Source organism: Methanosarcina sp. WWM596 (genome assembly GCF_000969965.1).
Taxonomy (GTDB): Archaea; Halobacteriota; Methanosarcinia; order Methanosarcinales; family Methanosarcinaceae; genus Methanosarcina.
In genome coordinates this window covers 1,300,446-1,316,987 of the sequence record NZ_CP009503.1, presented here as the reverse complement: position 1 = coordinate 1,316,987, position 16,542 = coordinate 1,300,446, and the positions used below count along the sequence as shown (strand labels likewise).

8 protein-coding genes, 2 tRNA genes and 3 rRNA genes are annotated in these 16,542 nt (G+C 45.6%); 7 read left to right on the top strand and 6 right to left on the bottom strand.

The window, feature by feature from the left end:
- Positions 1-21: 21 nt before the first annotated feature.
- The gene (locus MSWHS_RS05880) at positions 22-1,041 is read right to left on the bottom strand and encodes a cytochrome c-type biogenesis CcmF C-terminal domain-containing protein (protein WP_231585602.1); all 1,020 of its coding nucleotides are present in this window, start codon (positions 1,039-1,041) and stop codon (positions 22-24) included.
- A 293-nt stretch (positions 1,042-1,334) separates the two neighbouring features.
- On the opposite strand from MSWHS_RS05880, the gene MSWHS_RS05875 reads away from it, so the two are divergent.
- The 5 genes from MSWHS_RS05875 to MSWHS_RS05855 all read left to right on the top strand — a co-directional run bounded on the left by MSWHS_RS05875 (position 1,335) and on the right by MSWHS_RS05855 (position 5,752).
- A complete protein-coding gene (locus MSWHS_RS05875; RefSeq protein WP_048158856.1) occupies positions 1,335-1,862 on the top strand; it encodes a CDP-2,3-bis-(O-geranylgeranyl)-sn-glycerol synthase in 528 nt (175 codons plus the stop codon).
- 103 nt (positions 1,863-1,965) lie between these two features.
- Entirely contained in the window at positions 1,966-2,529 is a 564-nt protein-coding gene (gene pyrE, locus MSWHS_RS05870; RefSeq protein ID WP_048126789.1) for an orotate phosphoribosyltransferase, read from the top strand.
- 628 nt (positions 2,530-3,157) lie between these two features.
- Complete coding sequence (gene purD, locus MSWHS_RS05865; protein WP_048158855.1) at positions 3,158-4,459, top strand: phosphoribosylamine--glycine ligase; 1,302 nt, start codon at positions 3,158-3,160, stop codon at positions 4,457-4,459.
- A gap of 109 nt (positions 4,460-4,568) precedes the next feature.
- Complete coding sequence (gene argF / locus MSWHS_RS05860) at positions 4,569-5,477, top strand: ornithine carbamoyltransferase (protein ID WP_048126785.1); 909 nt, start codon at positions 4,569-4,571, stop codon at positions 5,475-5,477.
- Between the two features lie 190 nt (positions 5,478-5,667).
- Positions 5,668-5,752: transfer RNA gene (locus MSWHS_RS05855), tRNA-Leu, on the top strand.
- A gap of 12 nt (positions 5,753-5,764) precedes the next feature.
- Here MSWHS_RS05855 and MSWHS_RS19025 read toward each other — a convergent pair.
- Positions 5,765-9,742 carry a PAS domain S-box protein gene (locus MSWHS_RS19025; protein WP_048158854.1) on the bottom strand — a complete coding sequence of 1,326 codons (3,978 nt, stop codon included), beginning with the start codon at positions 9,740-9,742 and terminating at the stop codon, positions 5,765-5,767.
- A 230-nt stretch (positions 9,743-9,972) separates the two neighbouring features.
- Between MSWHS_RS19025 and cbiZ the strand changes: the two genes are divergently transcribed.
- Positions 9,973-10,575, top strand: a complete 603-nt coding sequence (gene cbiZ, locus MSWHS_RS05845; protein WP_048126780.1) for an adenosylcobinamide amidohydrolase — start codon at positions 9,973-9,975, stop codon at positions 10,573-10,575.
- A gap of 443 nt (positions 10,576-11,018) precedes the next feature.
- Positions 11,019-11,267 (top strand): hypothetical protein, encoded by a 249-nt coding sequence (locus MSWHS_RS05840; RefSeq protein ID WP_048126777.1) that lies wholly within the window; start codon positions 11,019-11,021, stop codon positions 11,265-11,267.
- A 5-nt stretch (positions 11,268-11,272) separates the two neighbouring features.
- Here MSWHS_RS05840 and rrf read toward each other — a convergent pair.
- The 4 genes from rrf to MSWHS_RS05820 form a co-directional block, all read right to left on the bottom strand.
- Positions 11,273-11,394: ribosomal RNA gene (gene rrf, locus MSWHS_RS05835) — 5S ribosomal RNA — on the bottom strand.
- A 74-nt stretch (positions 11,395-11,468) separates the two neighbouring features.
- Positions 11,469-14,373, bottom strand: a 23S ribosomal RNA gene (locus MSWHS_RS05830).
- A 119-nt stretch (positions 14,374-14,492) separates the two neighbouring features.
- Positions 14,493-14,565 (bottom strand) — tRNA-Ala (locus MSWHS_RS05825).
- A gap of 84 nt (positions 14,566-14,649) precedes the next feature.
- Positions 14,650-16,127 (bottom strand): 16S ribosomal RNA (locus MSWHS_RS05820).
- Together the 16S, 23S and 5S rRNA genes with 1 tRNA gene alongside form the textbook arrangement of a ribosomal RNA operon.
- Between the last annotated feature and the right edge of the window lie 415 nt (positions 16,128-16,542).

Below are 16,542 nucleotides of genomic sequence, written 5' to 3'. Positions count from 1 at the left end.
ATCACCATCTACGCACCTGTCTCATACGTTTTTTTTACTAACTCGCTTCTTTCTATTATCATTTTTACTTTCATTTACCTGAGAATTTCTTTCATAAAAACGGTTTCCAGGAAGACCATCTCCAGGAGTACCTTTTTCTCCCTTGAGGGAATCCGAGAGGAAGATCATCAGGACGCCCAGCACCATCAGATAAAACCCACCCCAGAGAGCAGTCATAAAAGGCACCTTCCGGACATAAAGTTCCACTGTCTGGGATTTTGTATCCACAGATTTGGGAGCAATGAAAAGCTCTTCCAGAAGCCCCCTGTGGATATAAGTTTCAGTGTAGGCCTGTTCCCATTTGAAGTCACTTATGTATCTAACCTGCCCGCGGTCAAAAAGTTGGCCCCACCTGTAAACGTCAAAATATACGGTACTTACGTAAGCCGAGCCAGAATAGCCCCCATAAGGAGTCCCTTCAATTCCCGATGTGATGTTTGTAACATGAACGCTATAACCCATCGACTTGAAAGTGCCCAATTCTCCCAGAGGAACCACAGCAGAATCTTCAAGATTCATGTTAGTGCTGAACACAATGCCAACGAGGAGCAGGACTGCCCCCAGGTGGATAATATGAGAACCCGCCCTCCTGAGAGTCCCTTTCAGAGTCTTTTCCTTCGAAGAAAGCAACCTGTAAATAACCGCAAAGAGAGCAGCTGAAAGGAGCGGAAACGAGATATTAACAGGCAGACTTGAAAACGGTGAAAACGCAACCGAAAGTGCGGAACCTGAAATTCCAAGCCCAAACACCAGAAGAGCTTCCTTTTTCCCGGCACTCCCGATCAGAAGACACAGAGTCAGCAGCATTACAAGGGCAAGGGTTGGCAGAGCTGCACGCAGGTTAAAATAGGCAGCATCGAGAAGGATTTCTTCTCCTGTACTGACCCTCAAGATAAAAGGGGTTAAAAGTCCCATCGCTAACAGAGCAGCAAGCAGCACCAGCACTGAGATAGTAGCAAACATGGTGCTGCGGACTGTGAGAACATCGCTTAACTTTTTCATAAAAAACCTTGAAAATATGAATAAAAAATATAACTTCATAAAATAAATACAATTAAATAGGGATAATAGTTACTTAAGCCCATTATTTAAAAGTACCTAAAAAAAGTTGAAAAATACAGGGAGAAGAGAGCGGAAAATAATTTTATGGCTCACTCTGCAAGCAAGTCATACAAAAAAATAAAAAGGATGTGGAAAAGAGTTAACTTCTGCCTCAGGAAAGAATGGACCGGAAATAAGAGAGTTATTAGAGAGTTGATACTACGATAGAGCTGATAATCAAAGCATTCTGGCTGATGATTCCTGCATACCTTCCCAATCCCTTTGCAGCTGTCTTCGGGGGCGGAAAGCCTATTGACGGAGGAAGGACTTATAAGGACGGGAAAAGGATTCTTGGAGACGGAAAGACCTATAGAGGACTCTTTTCAGGCATATTTTGCGGGTTTCTTGCAGGATGCATTGAGATCTGGCTGAGTATGAAGGGTTTTGAGATTATGGGAATTGAAATGCCCGCCTTTGGCCCGGATTACGCGAGCGCTTTGAAAGTTGTCCTCGCCCTTGCCTCCGGCGCCCTGTTCGGAGATATGTTCAAGAGCTTTTTCAAGCGCAGAATGGGCCTGAAAAGGGGAGCGTCCCTGCCTCTTGTAGACCAGCTTGACTTTGTTGTGGGAGCCTGGGTATTCACATACCTTGCAGCCCCGGAATGGTTCGTGAGTAATTTCACCACCGGAATCATTCTTACCGTCCTCATAATGACGCCTCTGCTCCATCTTACAACAAACATAATCGGATACATTATAGGCGTAAAGAAAGAACCCTGGTGAAAATTCTTAGGAAAAACCCTTCTACAACACTTCAGAAAAAACTACAGGAAAAACCTGAAAAAATATTCATAGCGCTAATAAGGCTGCAAACACCGGTGAGATAATGAGTCAATCAAAACCAGAAACAGAAAACGAATTCAAAACACAAAAACAGGAACTGATCGCAGCCCTCAAAGCCTGCGGAGCTGTCCGCTACGGGGACTTCACGCTTGCCTCGGGAAAGAAAAGCAAGTACTACATCGATATCAAGAAAGCCAGCACCGACCCTAAAACCCTGAAAATTATTGCCAGGCAGGCAGCCCTCAAGGTAAGGGAAATGGATGTAGACACGGTTGCAGGTGTAGAACTCGGAGGAGTACCTCTCGCAACCGCAGTTTCTCTGGAAACTGAGCTTCCCCTGCTTATAGTAAGGAAATCCGTCAAGGACTACGGCACAAAAAGCAGGTTCGTAGGCGAGCTTAAACCGGAAGACAAGCTTGTAATGCTCGAAGACGTAACAACCAGCGGAGGCTCGGTTAGGGACGCGATTGAGGTGGTCAGGGAAACCGGAGCCCGTGTAAAATACGTAATCACCGTAGTGGACAGGGAAGAAGGAGCAAAGGAAAAACTCAAAGAAGTAGATGCCGAACTTGTACCCCTGGTAAGTGCGAGTGATCTCTTAAAGTAAGGAAAGTGCTTGAGCACTTTCCTGAACCTTATAATGAACGACCCTGTATGCTAAATTACTGTTATACATGTCAGAGATATTATTTAATTCGTCCTCTTAAACGAAGTTCAGTATCAGTGTCCATAAATAAGATCTCTTAAGCGAAGTTCAGTATCAGTGTCCATAAATAAGATCTCTTAAACGAAGTTCAGTATCAGTGTCCATAAATAAGATCTCTTAAACGAAGTTCAGTATCAGTGTCCATAAATAAGATCTCTTAAACGAAGTTCAGTACCAGTGTCCATAAATAAGATCTCTTAAGCGAAGTTCAGTATCAGTGTCCATAAATAAGTCCTCTTGAGCGCAGCGAAAAGGACCTCGTGCTCCCGAAGCGAAACTCGGGAAGCGAAGCTCGGAAGGCGAAGCTTAACAATGAGAAGATATTTATCAGAAGAAATAGAGAATTAGGGAATCCTTTATTGTGTTATTGGTAAAAAAGATCATTTATAAAAATAAAATACGTTCAAAATCGAATGAAAGGTCTTGCGAGCCTCAGTGTCCATCGCCCTTTCTTCAACATATTTTTCGTCAAATATCAAGAACAAATTTCAGGTTAAAAAATAATTTTTTTTGAACAAGGAGAATGAAAATGAAGATTTTGCTTATCGGCGGCGGCGGAAGGGAGCACGCAATTGCCGAAGGAATTAAGAAAAGCAAGCATAACCCCATCCTTTATGCGGTAATGGCAAAGAAAAACCCCGGAATTGCCGCCCTCTGCGAGGATTTCCTGCTTGAAAAAGAAACCGAGATTGAAAAAATTGTTGAATATGCAAAAGCCAAGAACATTGATATGGTTTTTGTGGGTCCTGAAGCTCCGCTTGCAGTAGGAGTTGCAGATGCCCTCTGGGAAGCCGGGATCCCTGTTGTAGGCCCTAAAAAAGCCTGTGCAGTTATTGAGTTTGATAAGGCATGGGCAAGGAATTTCATGAAGAAATACGGAATCGAAGGCTGCCCTGCCTATAAAGTTTTCACGGAAGAAGCTCCTGCAAATGCATTCATTGAAAAACTGGGCGATGTTGCAGTCAAGCCCTCCGGGCTTACAGGCGGGAAAGGTGTAAAGGTAATGGGCGACCAGCTTCCTGACCTCAAAGCTGCCAAAGAATATACAAGCGAGCTTCTGAAAAAAGGGTCCGTAGTTATTGAGGAACGTTTCATAGGAGAAGAATTTACTCTCCAGGCTTTTGTGGACGGAAAAAACCTTGCTTTTTTCCCTGCAGTGCAGGACCATAAGAGAGCTTATGAAGGGGACCTTGGCCCGAATACGGGCGGCATGGGCTCATACACCGACGCGGGAGAAATCCTCCCTTTCATGCTTTCCGAAGACCTTGAGAAGGCAAAACAGATTATGCAGCATACCGTAACCGCGCTGTATGAAGAAACGGGGACAGGATACCAAGGCATTCTTTATGGACAATTTATTCTGACTGCCAGCGGCCCAAAAGTCGTGGAGTTCAATGCGCGGTTCGGAGACCCTGAAGCTATGAATGTTATCCCTCTTATAGAGACTGATTTTATAGAAATTATGTCTGCTGTAGTAAAAGGAACCCTCGAAAACCTGCCTGTAAAGTTTAACAGGAAAGCAACGGTCTGTAAGTACGCAGTCCCGGCAGGCTACCCGGAGAACCCGGTAAAAGACAGCGAAGTAGTTGTAGGAGATATAGGAGAGGCTTCAGTCTACTATGCAAGCGTGTATGAAAAAGAGGGGAAAATTTACACTACCGGCTCCCGCGCTGTTGTTGTCGTCGGGTGTGCAGAAACAATAGAGGCTGCAGAGAAAATCGCCCAGAAAGCTCTTGAAAATATTCGAGGTAAACTTTTCTTCCGAAAAGATATAGGCACTGTCAATCTTATCCAGAAAAGAATTGACCATATGAAAGAACTTAGAGACTGACTGTTTCAAAAGTTATGCAGAAGTACCGCGCATAAATACTGTGTGTAATAAGTACTTTGCAGTAGTATAAAAGTTCAAATTCAGCCAGAAGAAATCGGGGTTTGAGACGATGAAAAGAGATGTACTTTCAATAACTGACCTGTCCCGGGAGGAGATCTACGAACTCCTTGAATCGGCCGCGGACCTGAAAGCAAAGCGTAAGGCAGGAGAATATACCGAGTACCTGAAGCATAAAAGTCTCGGAATGATTTTTGAAAAATCCTCCACAAGGACCAGAGTTTCCTTTGAGGTTGCAATGAGCGATTTCGGGGGACATGCCCTTTACCTGAACTCCAGAGACATCCAGGTAGGAAGAGGCGAGACCATTGAGGACACTGCAAGGACCCTTTCCGGTTACCTGCACGGAATCATGGCCAGGGTTATGAGCCATGATACTGTGGAGAAGCTTGCAAAATATTCAACCATACCCGTGATCAACGCCCTCTCAGATAGGGAACATCCCTGTCAGATCCTGGGTGACTTCATGACCATCATGGAGTTTAAGAAAAAGTTCGAAGGTCTGAAATTCGTCTGGGTAGGAGACGGGAACAACGTCTGCAACTCGGCCTTACTTGGCTCGGCTATTGTGGGAATGGAGTTTGTCGTTGCTTGCCCGAAAGGCTATGAGCCCAAAGCCGAGTTCCTTGAACAGGCAAAAGCTCTTGGGGGCAAGTTCACAATCACAGATGATCCAAAAGTTGCCGCAAAGGACGCAGACATTATCTATACTGATGTCTGGGTCTCCATGGGCGACGAAGCCGAACAGGAAAAGCGCCTGAGGGACTTTACCAGGTTCCAGGTCAATACCGAACTCCTTGGAGTTGCAAAGCCGGATGTAATAGTCATGCACTGCCTGCCCGCCAGACGAGGCCTGGAGATTACGGATGAGGTCATGGACGGCCCGAACTCCGTAGTCTTCGAAGAAGCAGAAAACCGCCTGCATGCCCAGAAAGCCCTTATCCTGAAATTGATGAGATAAAATTTCATCAATTTCTACCTTTACATTTAAAATCCCATATCTGAAAGGAAAACATTATTGTCTTCTTGCATTACAAAAGCAGAAATATTAGAAAAGTAACCTGGATTTTCATATCCCGAAATGGATTTCAAGGAAAAAGTATAAAAACAAAGAGCGCTACTATCTGCTGCTGTAACACAAGCTACATCGTGCGAGAGTTGCCCAGCCAGGTCAAAGGCGCTAGGTTCAGAGCCTAGTCTTGTAGGAGTTCGTGCGTTCGAATCGCACCTCTCGCATCCAGATTTTTTTTATCCATTTTCTCGTGATTTTAATCCAACTTGAGCCTGATTATATTTTTCAGTTACTGTAAACTTCATAGTAAATTCAGTCCCATCGTTCCTTTTAAGTTCCAGTTCGCCATTTAGCTGATCTACGAGGGCGTTTATCAGCTGTATGCCAAGACTATCAATATGTTCAATATTGAGATTTTCAGGAATGCCTATACCATTGTCTGAAACAGTCAGAATAAAACTGGTAGTCTTATCGTCTTCCTTTTTGTGCTTTCCATATTTTTCTCTACGTAATTTAATTCGAATTTTTCCCCTGTCTTTGCCAGGAAATGCATGTTTGAGGGAATTGGAAACAAGCTCATTGACAATTATTCCTAAAGGGACACCAGTATCCATATTAAGAAATATATTTTCTTCCATATCCATGCACAGGCAGATATTTTTACTGCTAAGGCTGTAAGTCTGGAGAAGGTTTTCAGCTAACTCCCTGATGTACGTAGAAAAGTCCAGTGTATCTTTTCCTTCTCCTTTATAAAGCTCTTCGTGGATGAGAGCCATAGATATAACCCGGTTCTGGCTTTCCCTGAAAGCCTCAATAACTTTCGGATTCTCGAACTTATCAGCCTGAAGGTCAAGAAGGGAAGAGATTACCTGCAGGTTATTTTTTATCCTGTGGTGAATTTCCTTTTTACGGGCAGTCTCAATATTTGCCATTGCTTCTTCTGCTTTTTTACGCTCTGTAATATCCTGAATTATTCCTTTCGTACGGATGGGGCGATTATTCGGATCAAAAGTAACTTCAGATTGCATATGGACCGCACGCTCTTCCCCATTAGCCAAGACAATTCTATATTCAATACTATGAGTTTTTCCTTTCACAGCTTTCTTAAGGGCGCTATCCACATAGTCTCGATCGTCTGGATGTACATAATTTAAAAATTCGTTATAAGGCGGTGCTAATTTTTGAGAGTCACATCTGAAAATACGATACATTTCCTCAGACCAATATACTTTACCAGCCGCAGTATCCCATTCCCAGTTTCCAATATGAGCCATTCTTTGAGCTTCAGCGAGACCGATTTCACTTTCTTTCAAAGATTTATAAGCCTTCTCAAGCTCGATTGTTCGTTCTTCAACTAGTTGTTCTAAATTGTCATGTGTCTTTTTTAGAGCTTCTTCTGCTTTTTTGCGTTCGGTGATGTCGATGCAGATGCCTGATATGCGTTGTGGCTTACCTTCACTGCCGTAGGTCGTATTCCCCAGGGCATTGATCCATCGCACATCACCCGATGGGAGCACGATCCTATACTCGCTCGCGAGCGGAATATGGTTGATAATTGCGGTTTCAATCCGCCTTTCCGCAATCAGCCTGTCGTCAGGATGAAGCACACTTCTCCAGACTTCAAAGCTGGCATCAGATTTCCCGGGATCTAAACCAAAGAGACGAAATAGTTCTTCAGACCACTCAAGCTTTTCTGTAGACATATTCCAGTCCCATATACCTGCACCTGCAGAAACCTGGGCCAGCCTCAAACACGATTCGCTCTCCAGTAGTGCCCCCTCAACTCGCTTGCACTCAGCGATATCACGTGCAGCAGCAAAGACCCCAATAACTTCACCATTCTCGTCGCTATAAACTGAAGCATTGTACAAGACAGGAGTTATATGTCCATCTTTATGCTGGATTTCAAGAGGATAATCCCGAATCTCACCATGCATGAATACCTGCTGATAGCCCGCAAGGGCTTTCTCAGGCTCAGTAAAGTAGTCTGAAAAATCAGTCCCAATTAAATCATTTCTGGAATATCCAGTGACCTGTTCTGTAGCACCATTTAAATCCGTGATCTTACCATTACGCCCAATAGTTACTAAAGGATCTAAACTGGCTTCAATAAGACTGCGATTGTAAATGTTTGATAATCTAATAGCTTCTTCTGCCTTTTTATTTTCAGTAATATCTCTGGCGATAGTAGAGATAGCCACAAGCTTTCCAGACGCGTCAAAAACCGGAGAAAGAGTAACTGAAACATTTATTATTGTTCCATCCTTTTTCATCCGTAACGTTTCATAGTGCTGAACCCTTTCTCCCTGTTTAATCTTCTCAATTAAATTCTTTATTTCTCCTTTAGTATTGTCTGGTTCAAGTGTGGATATATTTTTTCCCAGGACTTCTTCAGACAGATATCCATAAATTTTCTCTGCCCCATTATTCCAACTGATGATAATCCCATCAAGAGACTTGGTTATAATTGCATCATTAGATGACTCCACAGCATTCGCAAGTATCTGAATTTTTTCCTCTGCCTTTTTAACAGCAGCGATATCACGTGCAGCAGCAAAGACCCCAATAACCTCGTCATTCTCGTCGCTATAAACTGAAGCATTGTACAAGACAGGAGTTATATGTCCATCTTTATGCTGGATTTCAAGAGGATAATCCCGAATCTCACCATGCATGAATACCTGCTGATAGCCCGCAAGGGCTTTCTCAGGCTCAGTAAAGTAGTCTGAAAAATCAGTCCCAATTAAATCATTTCTGGAATATCCAGTAACCTGTTCTGTAGCACCATTTAAATCCGTGATCTTACCATTACGCCCAATAGTTATTAAAGGATCTAAACTGGCTTCAATAAGACTGCGATTGTAAATGTTTGATAATCTGAGAGCTTTTTCCATTTTTTTACGCTCGGTAATATCTATGAATGCAGAAATTGACCCCCGCAGGTTTCCCTGCTCGTCACGCAAGGGTCTGGCGTTGCCCAATACATGTCGTACCTTACCGTCAGCAGATACAATATCCAGCTCACAGTCGTTTATCTCTATACCTGCAGCCGACATCTGCGACGGCATTTTTTCAGACGGGATCTCCACTCCATCCTTGAATAACTTAAAAATCTCTGGTTTTTCTCCTTCTGGAGCGGATTTGGACAAGTTTGTACCCACAGGAATTCGGAGCCATTCATAGGAGAGTCGGTTACCAGTTATTTGAAGTGACTGAGGGTCATGTGCTATATAAACGGAGATCGGAACAGCATCAAGTAATACTGCTAGTTCATCTGAGCGATCCCGCTCACGTTTCTCACTTTCCCGCAATGCATCCACCACAGCATCACGTTCCGCCAGAGATTGAGATAGTTTGATATTGCTGTAGCTTAGCTGTGAGATCATATTAGCAAAGGTCATAAAGAAGGCCATGCTTGTATCCACAGCTTCTCTGCTCAGCCGAGGTACTTTTTCAAGCACCGCTAAATATTCTTCCTCATTGAAACCGTATTTTAGAGCTTGAAATCGAAAAAGTTCGCGGTCTAAAGGTTCATTATCAAAAAAGAACTGTCCTGAGAAGATATTGCCTATATGCTGTCCTTCCACAATAATTGGTGTTACTACGTTCCACATATTGTTCTTGCACTTGTACAGTTTATATTCTCCCGGAGTAACACCAGTAGACAGATTTATGTCGCTTTCTAAGCAGTGCTTGCAGGCTTCAGGATTAACTCTGTGGAATTTGGAACAAATTTCCTGCCATCCAACACTTACCAGAATATTGTCGTTAAGATCAAGTAGGGCCATAGGGATATGAGCAAGCCTATAAAGATCATTCATGAGAGACTGGACTGCTTTAGCATCAATAATGTTGGCAAGCTCCAGATTCGCCTTTTCTTGAGTATCACTCTCCCGAAGTTTTCCCTCAAGTTCTTTACGGTCACTTATGCCAAATGTATAAATGTTTACACATTCCTGTTCGGGCAAGGGCTGAAAAACAACAAAGTATACTCTTTCGCCCATTTTAACTTCTATTTTTTCAATCCCTTCCCGGGATATTGCCCTTTGAACAAAAATTTCAATATGTTGAGGCACTTTTTCTCCTACTCTCACACCCCACTCATGCAACAAGGGTTCTCCTGCCTTATTTGAGTAAAGAATTACTCCATCCTTTGCCACGCTGAACACAGGATTCGAGTTTATTGCTGGAAATTGATCCACTTTAGCTGTCATTATCCCCTTAGTCTCCCTCTTTTAAGCGATAAAATACCTAACCTTCAATGATCAGGAATAAATTAATATTTTAAGTTTTATACTCCCCATATAATAAAAAATCGTTTGCATTCGGTTGTATTTAAAAACTTTGAGGAAAAGTCAGACATGCCGTCCTTTATTTAATTAATAAGCATTATCATGATAGGAACCATAAGCATATTATCCCCTGGAAAAAACGTGATCACTATATGCGATACTATGTAAAAGATAATACTATTGTCATTGAAGGTGATTTTGAAGCCGTGAGCACGGGCTTAAACGGCGGACGTGCGCGGGTAAACTATCTTTTCAACAAACAGGTTCCAAGAACCTTCAACCCTCCTAACCCGGAGGAGTTCGTAAAAGAAGAAGCCCTAATAAATGGAATTGAAGCAGCCAATTTCGGCCTCCTGACAGCTGTCAAAATGAAATACCTCCAGGTAATTGAAGACGACTATCTGACCGCTTTCATAACCGCTGGCGTAAGCAACGGCTCGGAATTCAGGGCAAAAATAGGAACCATAAACATAATTCTAATCTCAAAGATAAGACTATCCGAGACAGCCCTCCTGGGAGCGATTATCACAGCCACCGAAGCTAAAGGGCTTGCACTTATTGAAAAAGGATACACCTTTTTGGGTACTAATACGGATGCTGTAATTGTTGCCTATGAAACGAGCCCAGATTCTAGCTCAGAAAATGAGAAAAAACAGGAAATCCCCTATGCAGGCTCAAGTACGGAGTTCGGGAAAAAAATCACAAATACAGTCATAAAAGGAATTAAGGCAGGACTGGAGCTGAGGGGAGAGTAAATCATGTGAACTACCCCTAAGCTAAAGACTTAGCGGCTTCTCACTTCATAGAAAACTATCGGCATCTCCATGAGCGTTAATTCGGGCTATACCATCCCTACTGAGTTCTGTCCATTCGTCAGTTTTGGCTTTACATGAATACGAACTTGGTAAAGTGGATTTATTCAAGACCTATAGAGCCTGATGGTAAACTCTTGGAAAAAGTTGCTTGGTTTTCACATCCCTTAATTTAATATAATATTAAACGAGGGTACATGCGAAGGCAACACACATCAAAAATAATGCAAAGGACGTTGACGTTTATATCCCATAGAATTAAGATTTCATGGGTTTTACACTTCTTCCTATAAAACTGCTTATTATAAGTACCCTGCATAAATTAATCTGATTTCTTCTACAACACCAGCCTTCTTTAAGATGCTGACAGGTGCGCAACTTTCTTATTGGAAAACGAAGAGCCGGGATTAAAAAATAATAATTTAAAGCAGTGGCCTGATTTTATCGATAAGTACAGCTCAACAGATACCGGTGACATAGTAAAAACATTTCAAAAAATCAATATTAAAAAATCAATTCAAAAAATCAATTTAAAAAATCAATATCAAAAAATCAATTTAAAAAATCAATTCAAAAAATCAATTCAAAAAAACATTTCAAAAAAACAATTTCAGAATAGAGTTAAAGTAGTATAGGGTGAGTTTGGCAGCGATCCAGAGTTCCCGAAGGCTCGCACACTTCAGTACAGTAAGGAACGTGGACAGGCTTATCTTCTGTGTTCGGGATGGGTACAGGAGTTGCCCTGCCGCTATGGCCGCCAAACTCTACCTATAAATGGGATATGGAAAAAGTCATGTATAGATGTGCTGCATACTGAATTTCGCCTGGACCTGAATTAGGTGAAAGGAACGGATAGTTAGTGAACGCGGACTGAACACCTCGTTGCCTTGGTGCTTACATCCCGTTTCTATCAAACCGGTCTTCTACCGGAATCCTTAGAGAGGTCTCTTTTTAGGTCAGATTTCGAGCTTAGATGCATTCAGCTCTTATTCCTTAGCGCGTAGCTGCCCGGCAATGCCTTGTCAGACAACCGGTACACCAGTGGCGCCGCTGCTTGGTTCCTCTCGTACTAAAAGCAGCTTACCCGCAGACCTCTGGCACCTCTAGTAGATAGTAACCGACCTGTCTCACGACGGTCTAAACCCAGCTCACGATCTCCTTTAATAGGCGAACAACCTCACCCTTGGCCGATGCTGCACGGCCAGGATGGAAAGAACCGACATCGAGGTAGCAAGCTGCCGGGTCGATATGTACTCTTGCCGGCAACGACTCAATTATCCCCGGGGTAACTTTTCTGTCATTTTTGGCCCCCACCAAGGAGGCTCAAAAGTTCGCTAGAACCGACTTTCGTCTCGTCATCCACTGCTTTGCTGAATAACGTCAGGCTGACTTATACTCTTGCACTCTTCAGCGAGTTTCCGACCCGCTTGAGTCAACCATTGCGCGCCCTTGATATCTTTTCAAGGGCGTCCCGCCCCAGGCAAACTGCCCACCTATCGGGGTCCTCTTCGCAGAGTTAGGGTCGTAGTTCCAGAAGGGTAGTGTCCCAATTGTGGCTCCACAGATGCTGGCGCACCCGCTTCGACGCCTCCTACCTACTCTGTACATCCAGAACCACAACCCAACGACAGGCTGCAGTAAAGCTCCACGGGGTCTTCACTTCCCCCTAGAGGTCTCTAGACTGTGCACTAGAATGTAAGCTTCACCGGACTCCAGTTAGGGACAGTAGGGCTCTCATTGATCCATTCATGCAAGTCGCCAATTAAGCGACAAGGTACTACGCTACCTTAAGAGGGTCATAGTTACCCCCGCTGTTTACAGGCCCTTCTTCCCGTTGAACCGGGGTTTCAGGTACCTGCACTGAGCAGGATTCAGAGATTGTACTAGCCCTTACGGGTTTGCAATCTCCTATGTTGGTATTAGACAGTTAGAGCCCCCTGGTCACTGCGACCTGCTGTCTTCACAGCAGGCACTCCTTCTCCCGAAGTTACGGAGCTAATTTGCCGAATTCCCTTAACTGAATTACTCCGACACGCCTTAGCCTTTTCAGCTAGGGGCACCTGTGTCAGTTCTCGGTACGGACATTTAGCTGTCCTTTTCACGGGTTCCTGGGTGCAGCCGACTTAAGCCATTACAGATTCGCCCGATTCTCGCCATTACGGCTCTCCACGGGGTTCGCTGCTTAGACGGCGCGACGACGCCGCTCGGCCTGCCCGGAAACGTCAGAACTAAGTGCTAAATGGTACAGGAATATTAACCTGTTTCCCTTTTGGCGTACTCGAATTACGGTACGTCTTAGGACCGACTAACCCTCGGCTGACGATCATTGCCGAGGAAACCTGGCCCCTTCGGCGGCAGGGATTCTCACCCTGCTTTGCTGCTACTATTACCAGGATTTTCGTTTGTGAACGGTCCACAGGACTTTACAGCCCTGCTTCAGCCCGAACACAACGCCTTCCTACGAGATTACCTTGCGGTACTCCGTGGTATCGGTGGTCGACTTGAGCCCCGTCAATTTTCGGGGCCCCAAACCTCGACTGGTGAGCTGTTACGCACTCTTTGAAGGGTAGCTGCTTCTAAGCTAACCTTCCAGCTGTCTTGGGCTTGGGACGCCCTTTAGCGTTAACACTTAGTCGACACTTGGGGACCTTAACCACGGGCTGGGTTGTCTCCCTTACGGACTACAAGCTTACCCCAGTAGTCCGGACTCCGACTGTCTCAGATGACGGTGGGTTTGGAGTTTGACAGGCGGGCGAGGGATTTCTCCCCCGGAACCGCCAATCAGTGCTCTACTCCACCGACGATCTCAAGTCAGGTCATGCTGCGACATGTTTCGGAAGGAACCAGCGGATGCCGGGTTAGATTAGCATTTCACTACGAGACGCAGGTCACACGAATGATTTGCAGATCAATACCGCTTGCGGTCCTCCACGTAGCTTTCGCCACGCTTCAACCTGCCCACGCCTAGATCACCCGGCTTCGGGTCGTACCCCGGTGACTCCACGCACTTGTATACGTCGTGCCTCGCCCGAAGGCTGCGCACATGTTGCTTTCGCTTCGGCTGCCCAGATAAAAGGTTAGCCATCGCCACCAAGATACACTCCCTGGCCCGTTCTTCAAAACGTAAGATACAACACTGGCAGTGACATTCGTACTACATCCTCGCGGATGATTTCTTCATGTCAAAGATCCTTTCATGCCGTATCGTTCCATCACTATCAGGTTTCAGGCACTTTGCACCTCCCTTCTCGGGGTACTTTTCAGCGTTCGGTCACCCTACTATTTCGCTATCGGTCTCAAGGAGTATTTAGTTTTGGAGATTGGTGACCCCCAGATTCCCGCACGATATCCAACGCACGGTACTCAGGGACATGTTCCGGTCTGTTAGCTTACACCTAAGTGACTGTCACACTCTATGGTCTGCCGTTCCAGGCAAGTTCGGTTTTGCCGCAAGACGTTTGAACAGCCCTACAACACCACATTTCCCCGAAGGGATTCGGTTTGAACTGTGCCGGTTTCACTCGCCGTTACTAGCGGCATCTCAATTGATTTCTTTTCCAGCTCCTACTGAGATGTTTCAATTCGGAGCGTTCCCGATCATTACTGATCACTATGGAGAGGTCCCATTCGGAGATCCCGGGTTCATTGGATCCATGCACCTATCCCGGGCTTATCGCAGCTTGGCACGTCCTTCATCAGCTCTTGAGCCGAGCCATCCACCTGATAGCATAACTCCTGTTACACCTAACCAGGTCCAGTTAGCGTTCAATATACAGCACCTATACACGACTTCATATGCCTGCGGTTCCGCGCAGGCTATCCATCCTTCCCCGATAAACTACTTATCGGGTGCACAAAAATGGACTTGCTGGGATTCGAACCCAGGGCCTCTGCCTTGCAAAGGCAGCGATCTTCCAACTGATCTACAAGCCCGAGAGAGACAAGAGATCCATAAAGGACCTCAGATTTGAGGATTTGTACGGTTTATCGGCATCTGGGTGATAGTGTTTTTAGCTTAGGAGGTGATCCAGCCGCAGATTCCCCTACGGCTACCTTGTTACGACTTAACCCCCCTTGCAAAATTCAGGTTCGAACACGGCACAGAGTCCGTGCCCTCACCCATACCTCACTCGGGTGGTTTGACGGGCGGTGTGTGCAAGGAGCAGGGACGTATTCACCGCGCTATATTGAAACGCGATTACTACGGATTCCAGCTTCACGAGGGCGAGTTACAGCCCTCGATCCGAACTACGGATGGGTTTGTGAGATTACCAGCCCCTTTCGGGGGAGGGACCCATTGTCCCATCCATTGTAGCCCGCGTGTAGCCCGGGAGATTCGGGGCATACTGACCTACCGTGGCCCGCACCTTCCTCCGATTTAACACCGGCGGTCCCCACAGAGTACCCATCGTCCCGGAGGACATGCTGGTAACAGTGGGCACGGGTCTCGCTCGTTGCCTGACTTAACAGGATGCTTCACAGTACGAACTGGCGACGGCCATGCACCTCCTCTCAGCGATTCAGGCAAAGTCTTCAGCTTGGCCTACATATTGCTGTCGCCCCCGGTGAGTTGTCCGGCGTTGAGTCCAATTAAACCGCAGGCTCCACCCGTTGTTGTGCTCCCCCGCCAATTCCTTTAAGTTTCAGCCTTGCGGCCGTACTTCCCAGGTGGCTCGCTTCACGGCTTCCCTGCGGCACCAGACACGGTCGCGCCATGCCTGACACCTAGCGAGCATCGTTTACGGCTGGGACTACCCGGGTATCTAATCCGGTTCGTGCCCCCAGCTTTCGTCCCTCACCGTCGAACCCGTTCTGGTAAGACGCCTTCGCCACAGGTGGTCCCACAGGGATTACAAGATTTCACTCCTACCCCTGTAGTACCTCTTACCTCTCCCGGTTCCAAGCCTGGCAGTATCCCCCGAAAGCCTAATAGTTAAGCTATCAGATTTCCCGGAGGACTGACCAAACCGGCTACGGACCCTTTAGACCCAATAATCACGATCACCACTCGGGCCGCCGGTGTTACCGCGGCGGCTGGCACCGGTCTTGCCCGGCCCTTGCTAACAGGTGTAGTTTAAACACCCGGACAGCCAGCATATGATGCTGGCACTCGGTGTCCCCTTATCACGGTTTCCCGCATTGTAAAGTTTTCGCGCCTGCTGCGCCCCGTAGGGCCTGGATTCATGTCTCAGAATCCATCTCCGGGCTCTTGCTCTCACAACCCGTACCCGTCGTTGGCTAGTAGGTACATTACACCCACTACTACCTGATAGGCCGCAGATCCATCCTTGGGCAGACGAATCCATTTGACGCATAAAGCATTCCAGCAGATATGCGGTATCCGGAATTATCCCCAGTTCCCCGGGGTTATGCCGGACCCAAGGGCAGGTTATCCACGTGTTACTGAGCAGTACGCCATGTTCACGAAGAACATATGACTCGCATGGCTTAGACGAACACCGATAGCAGTAACCTCTGGCAGGATCAACCAGAATTGTTATAGCACACTTGAAATTAAAGGTCTTGGTCGCAGAAACTTGCACTAACAACTATCTAATTCAGTTAGTTCATTTCGCGATAGATATTTGAAAAAACATCTATCACCCAGAATTAACCGAACCGACAAATCCTCGTCAGACAGGAAATAACTCCTGTCTCCATTAAAAGATGAAAGAGATTTTGAATATCAACCCACACATTTACTCTGTGTGAGGGATTCATACAAGGTATTTCTTGTATATAAGCTTTTTCCCACCCCGCAGTTTTTCAAAGCAAATCCAGCGCAAAACGAATTTTGCATGAATTCACAGAGACACTGCAGCTCCAATCTCCAAAGATCGGTAGCAGGCGAGTCTCGCACAATTGCTGTGTGAGGGATACATACAAGACGTTTCTTGTATATAAAGCTTT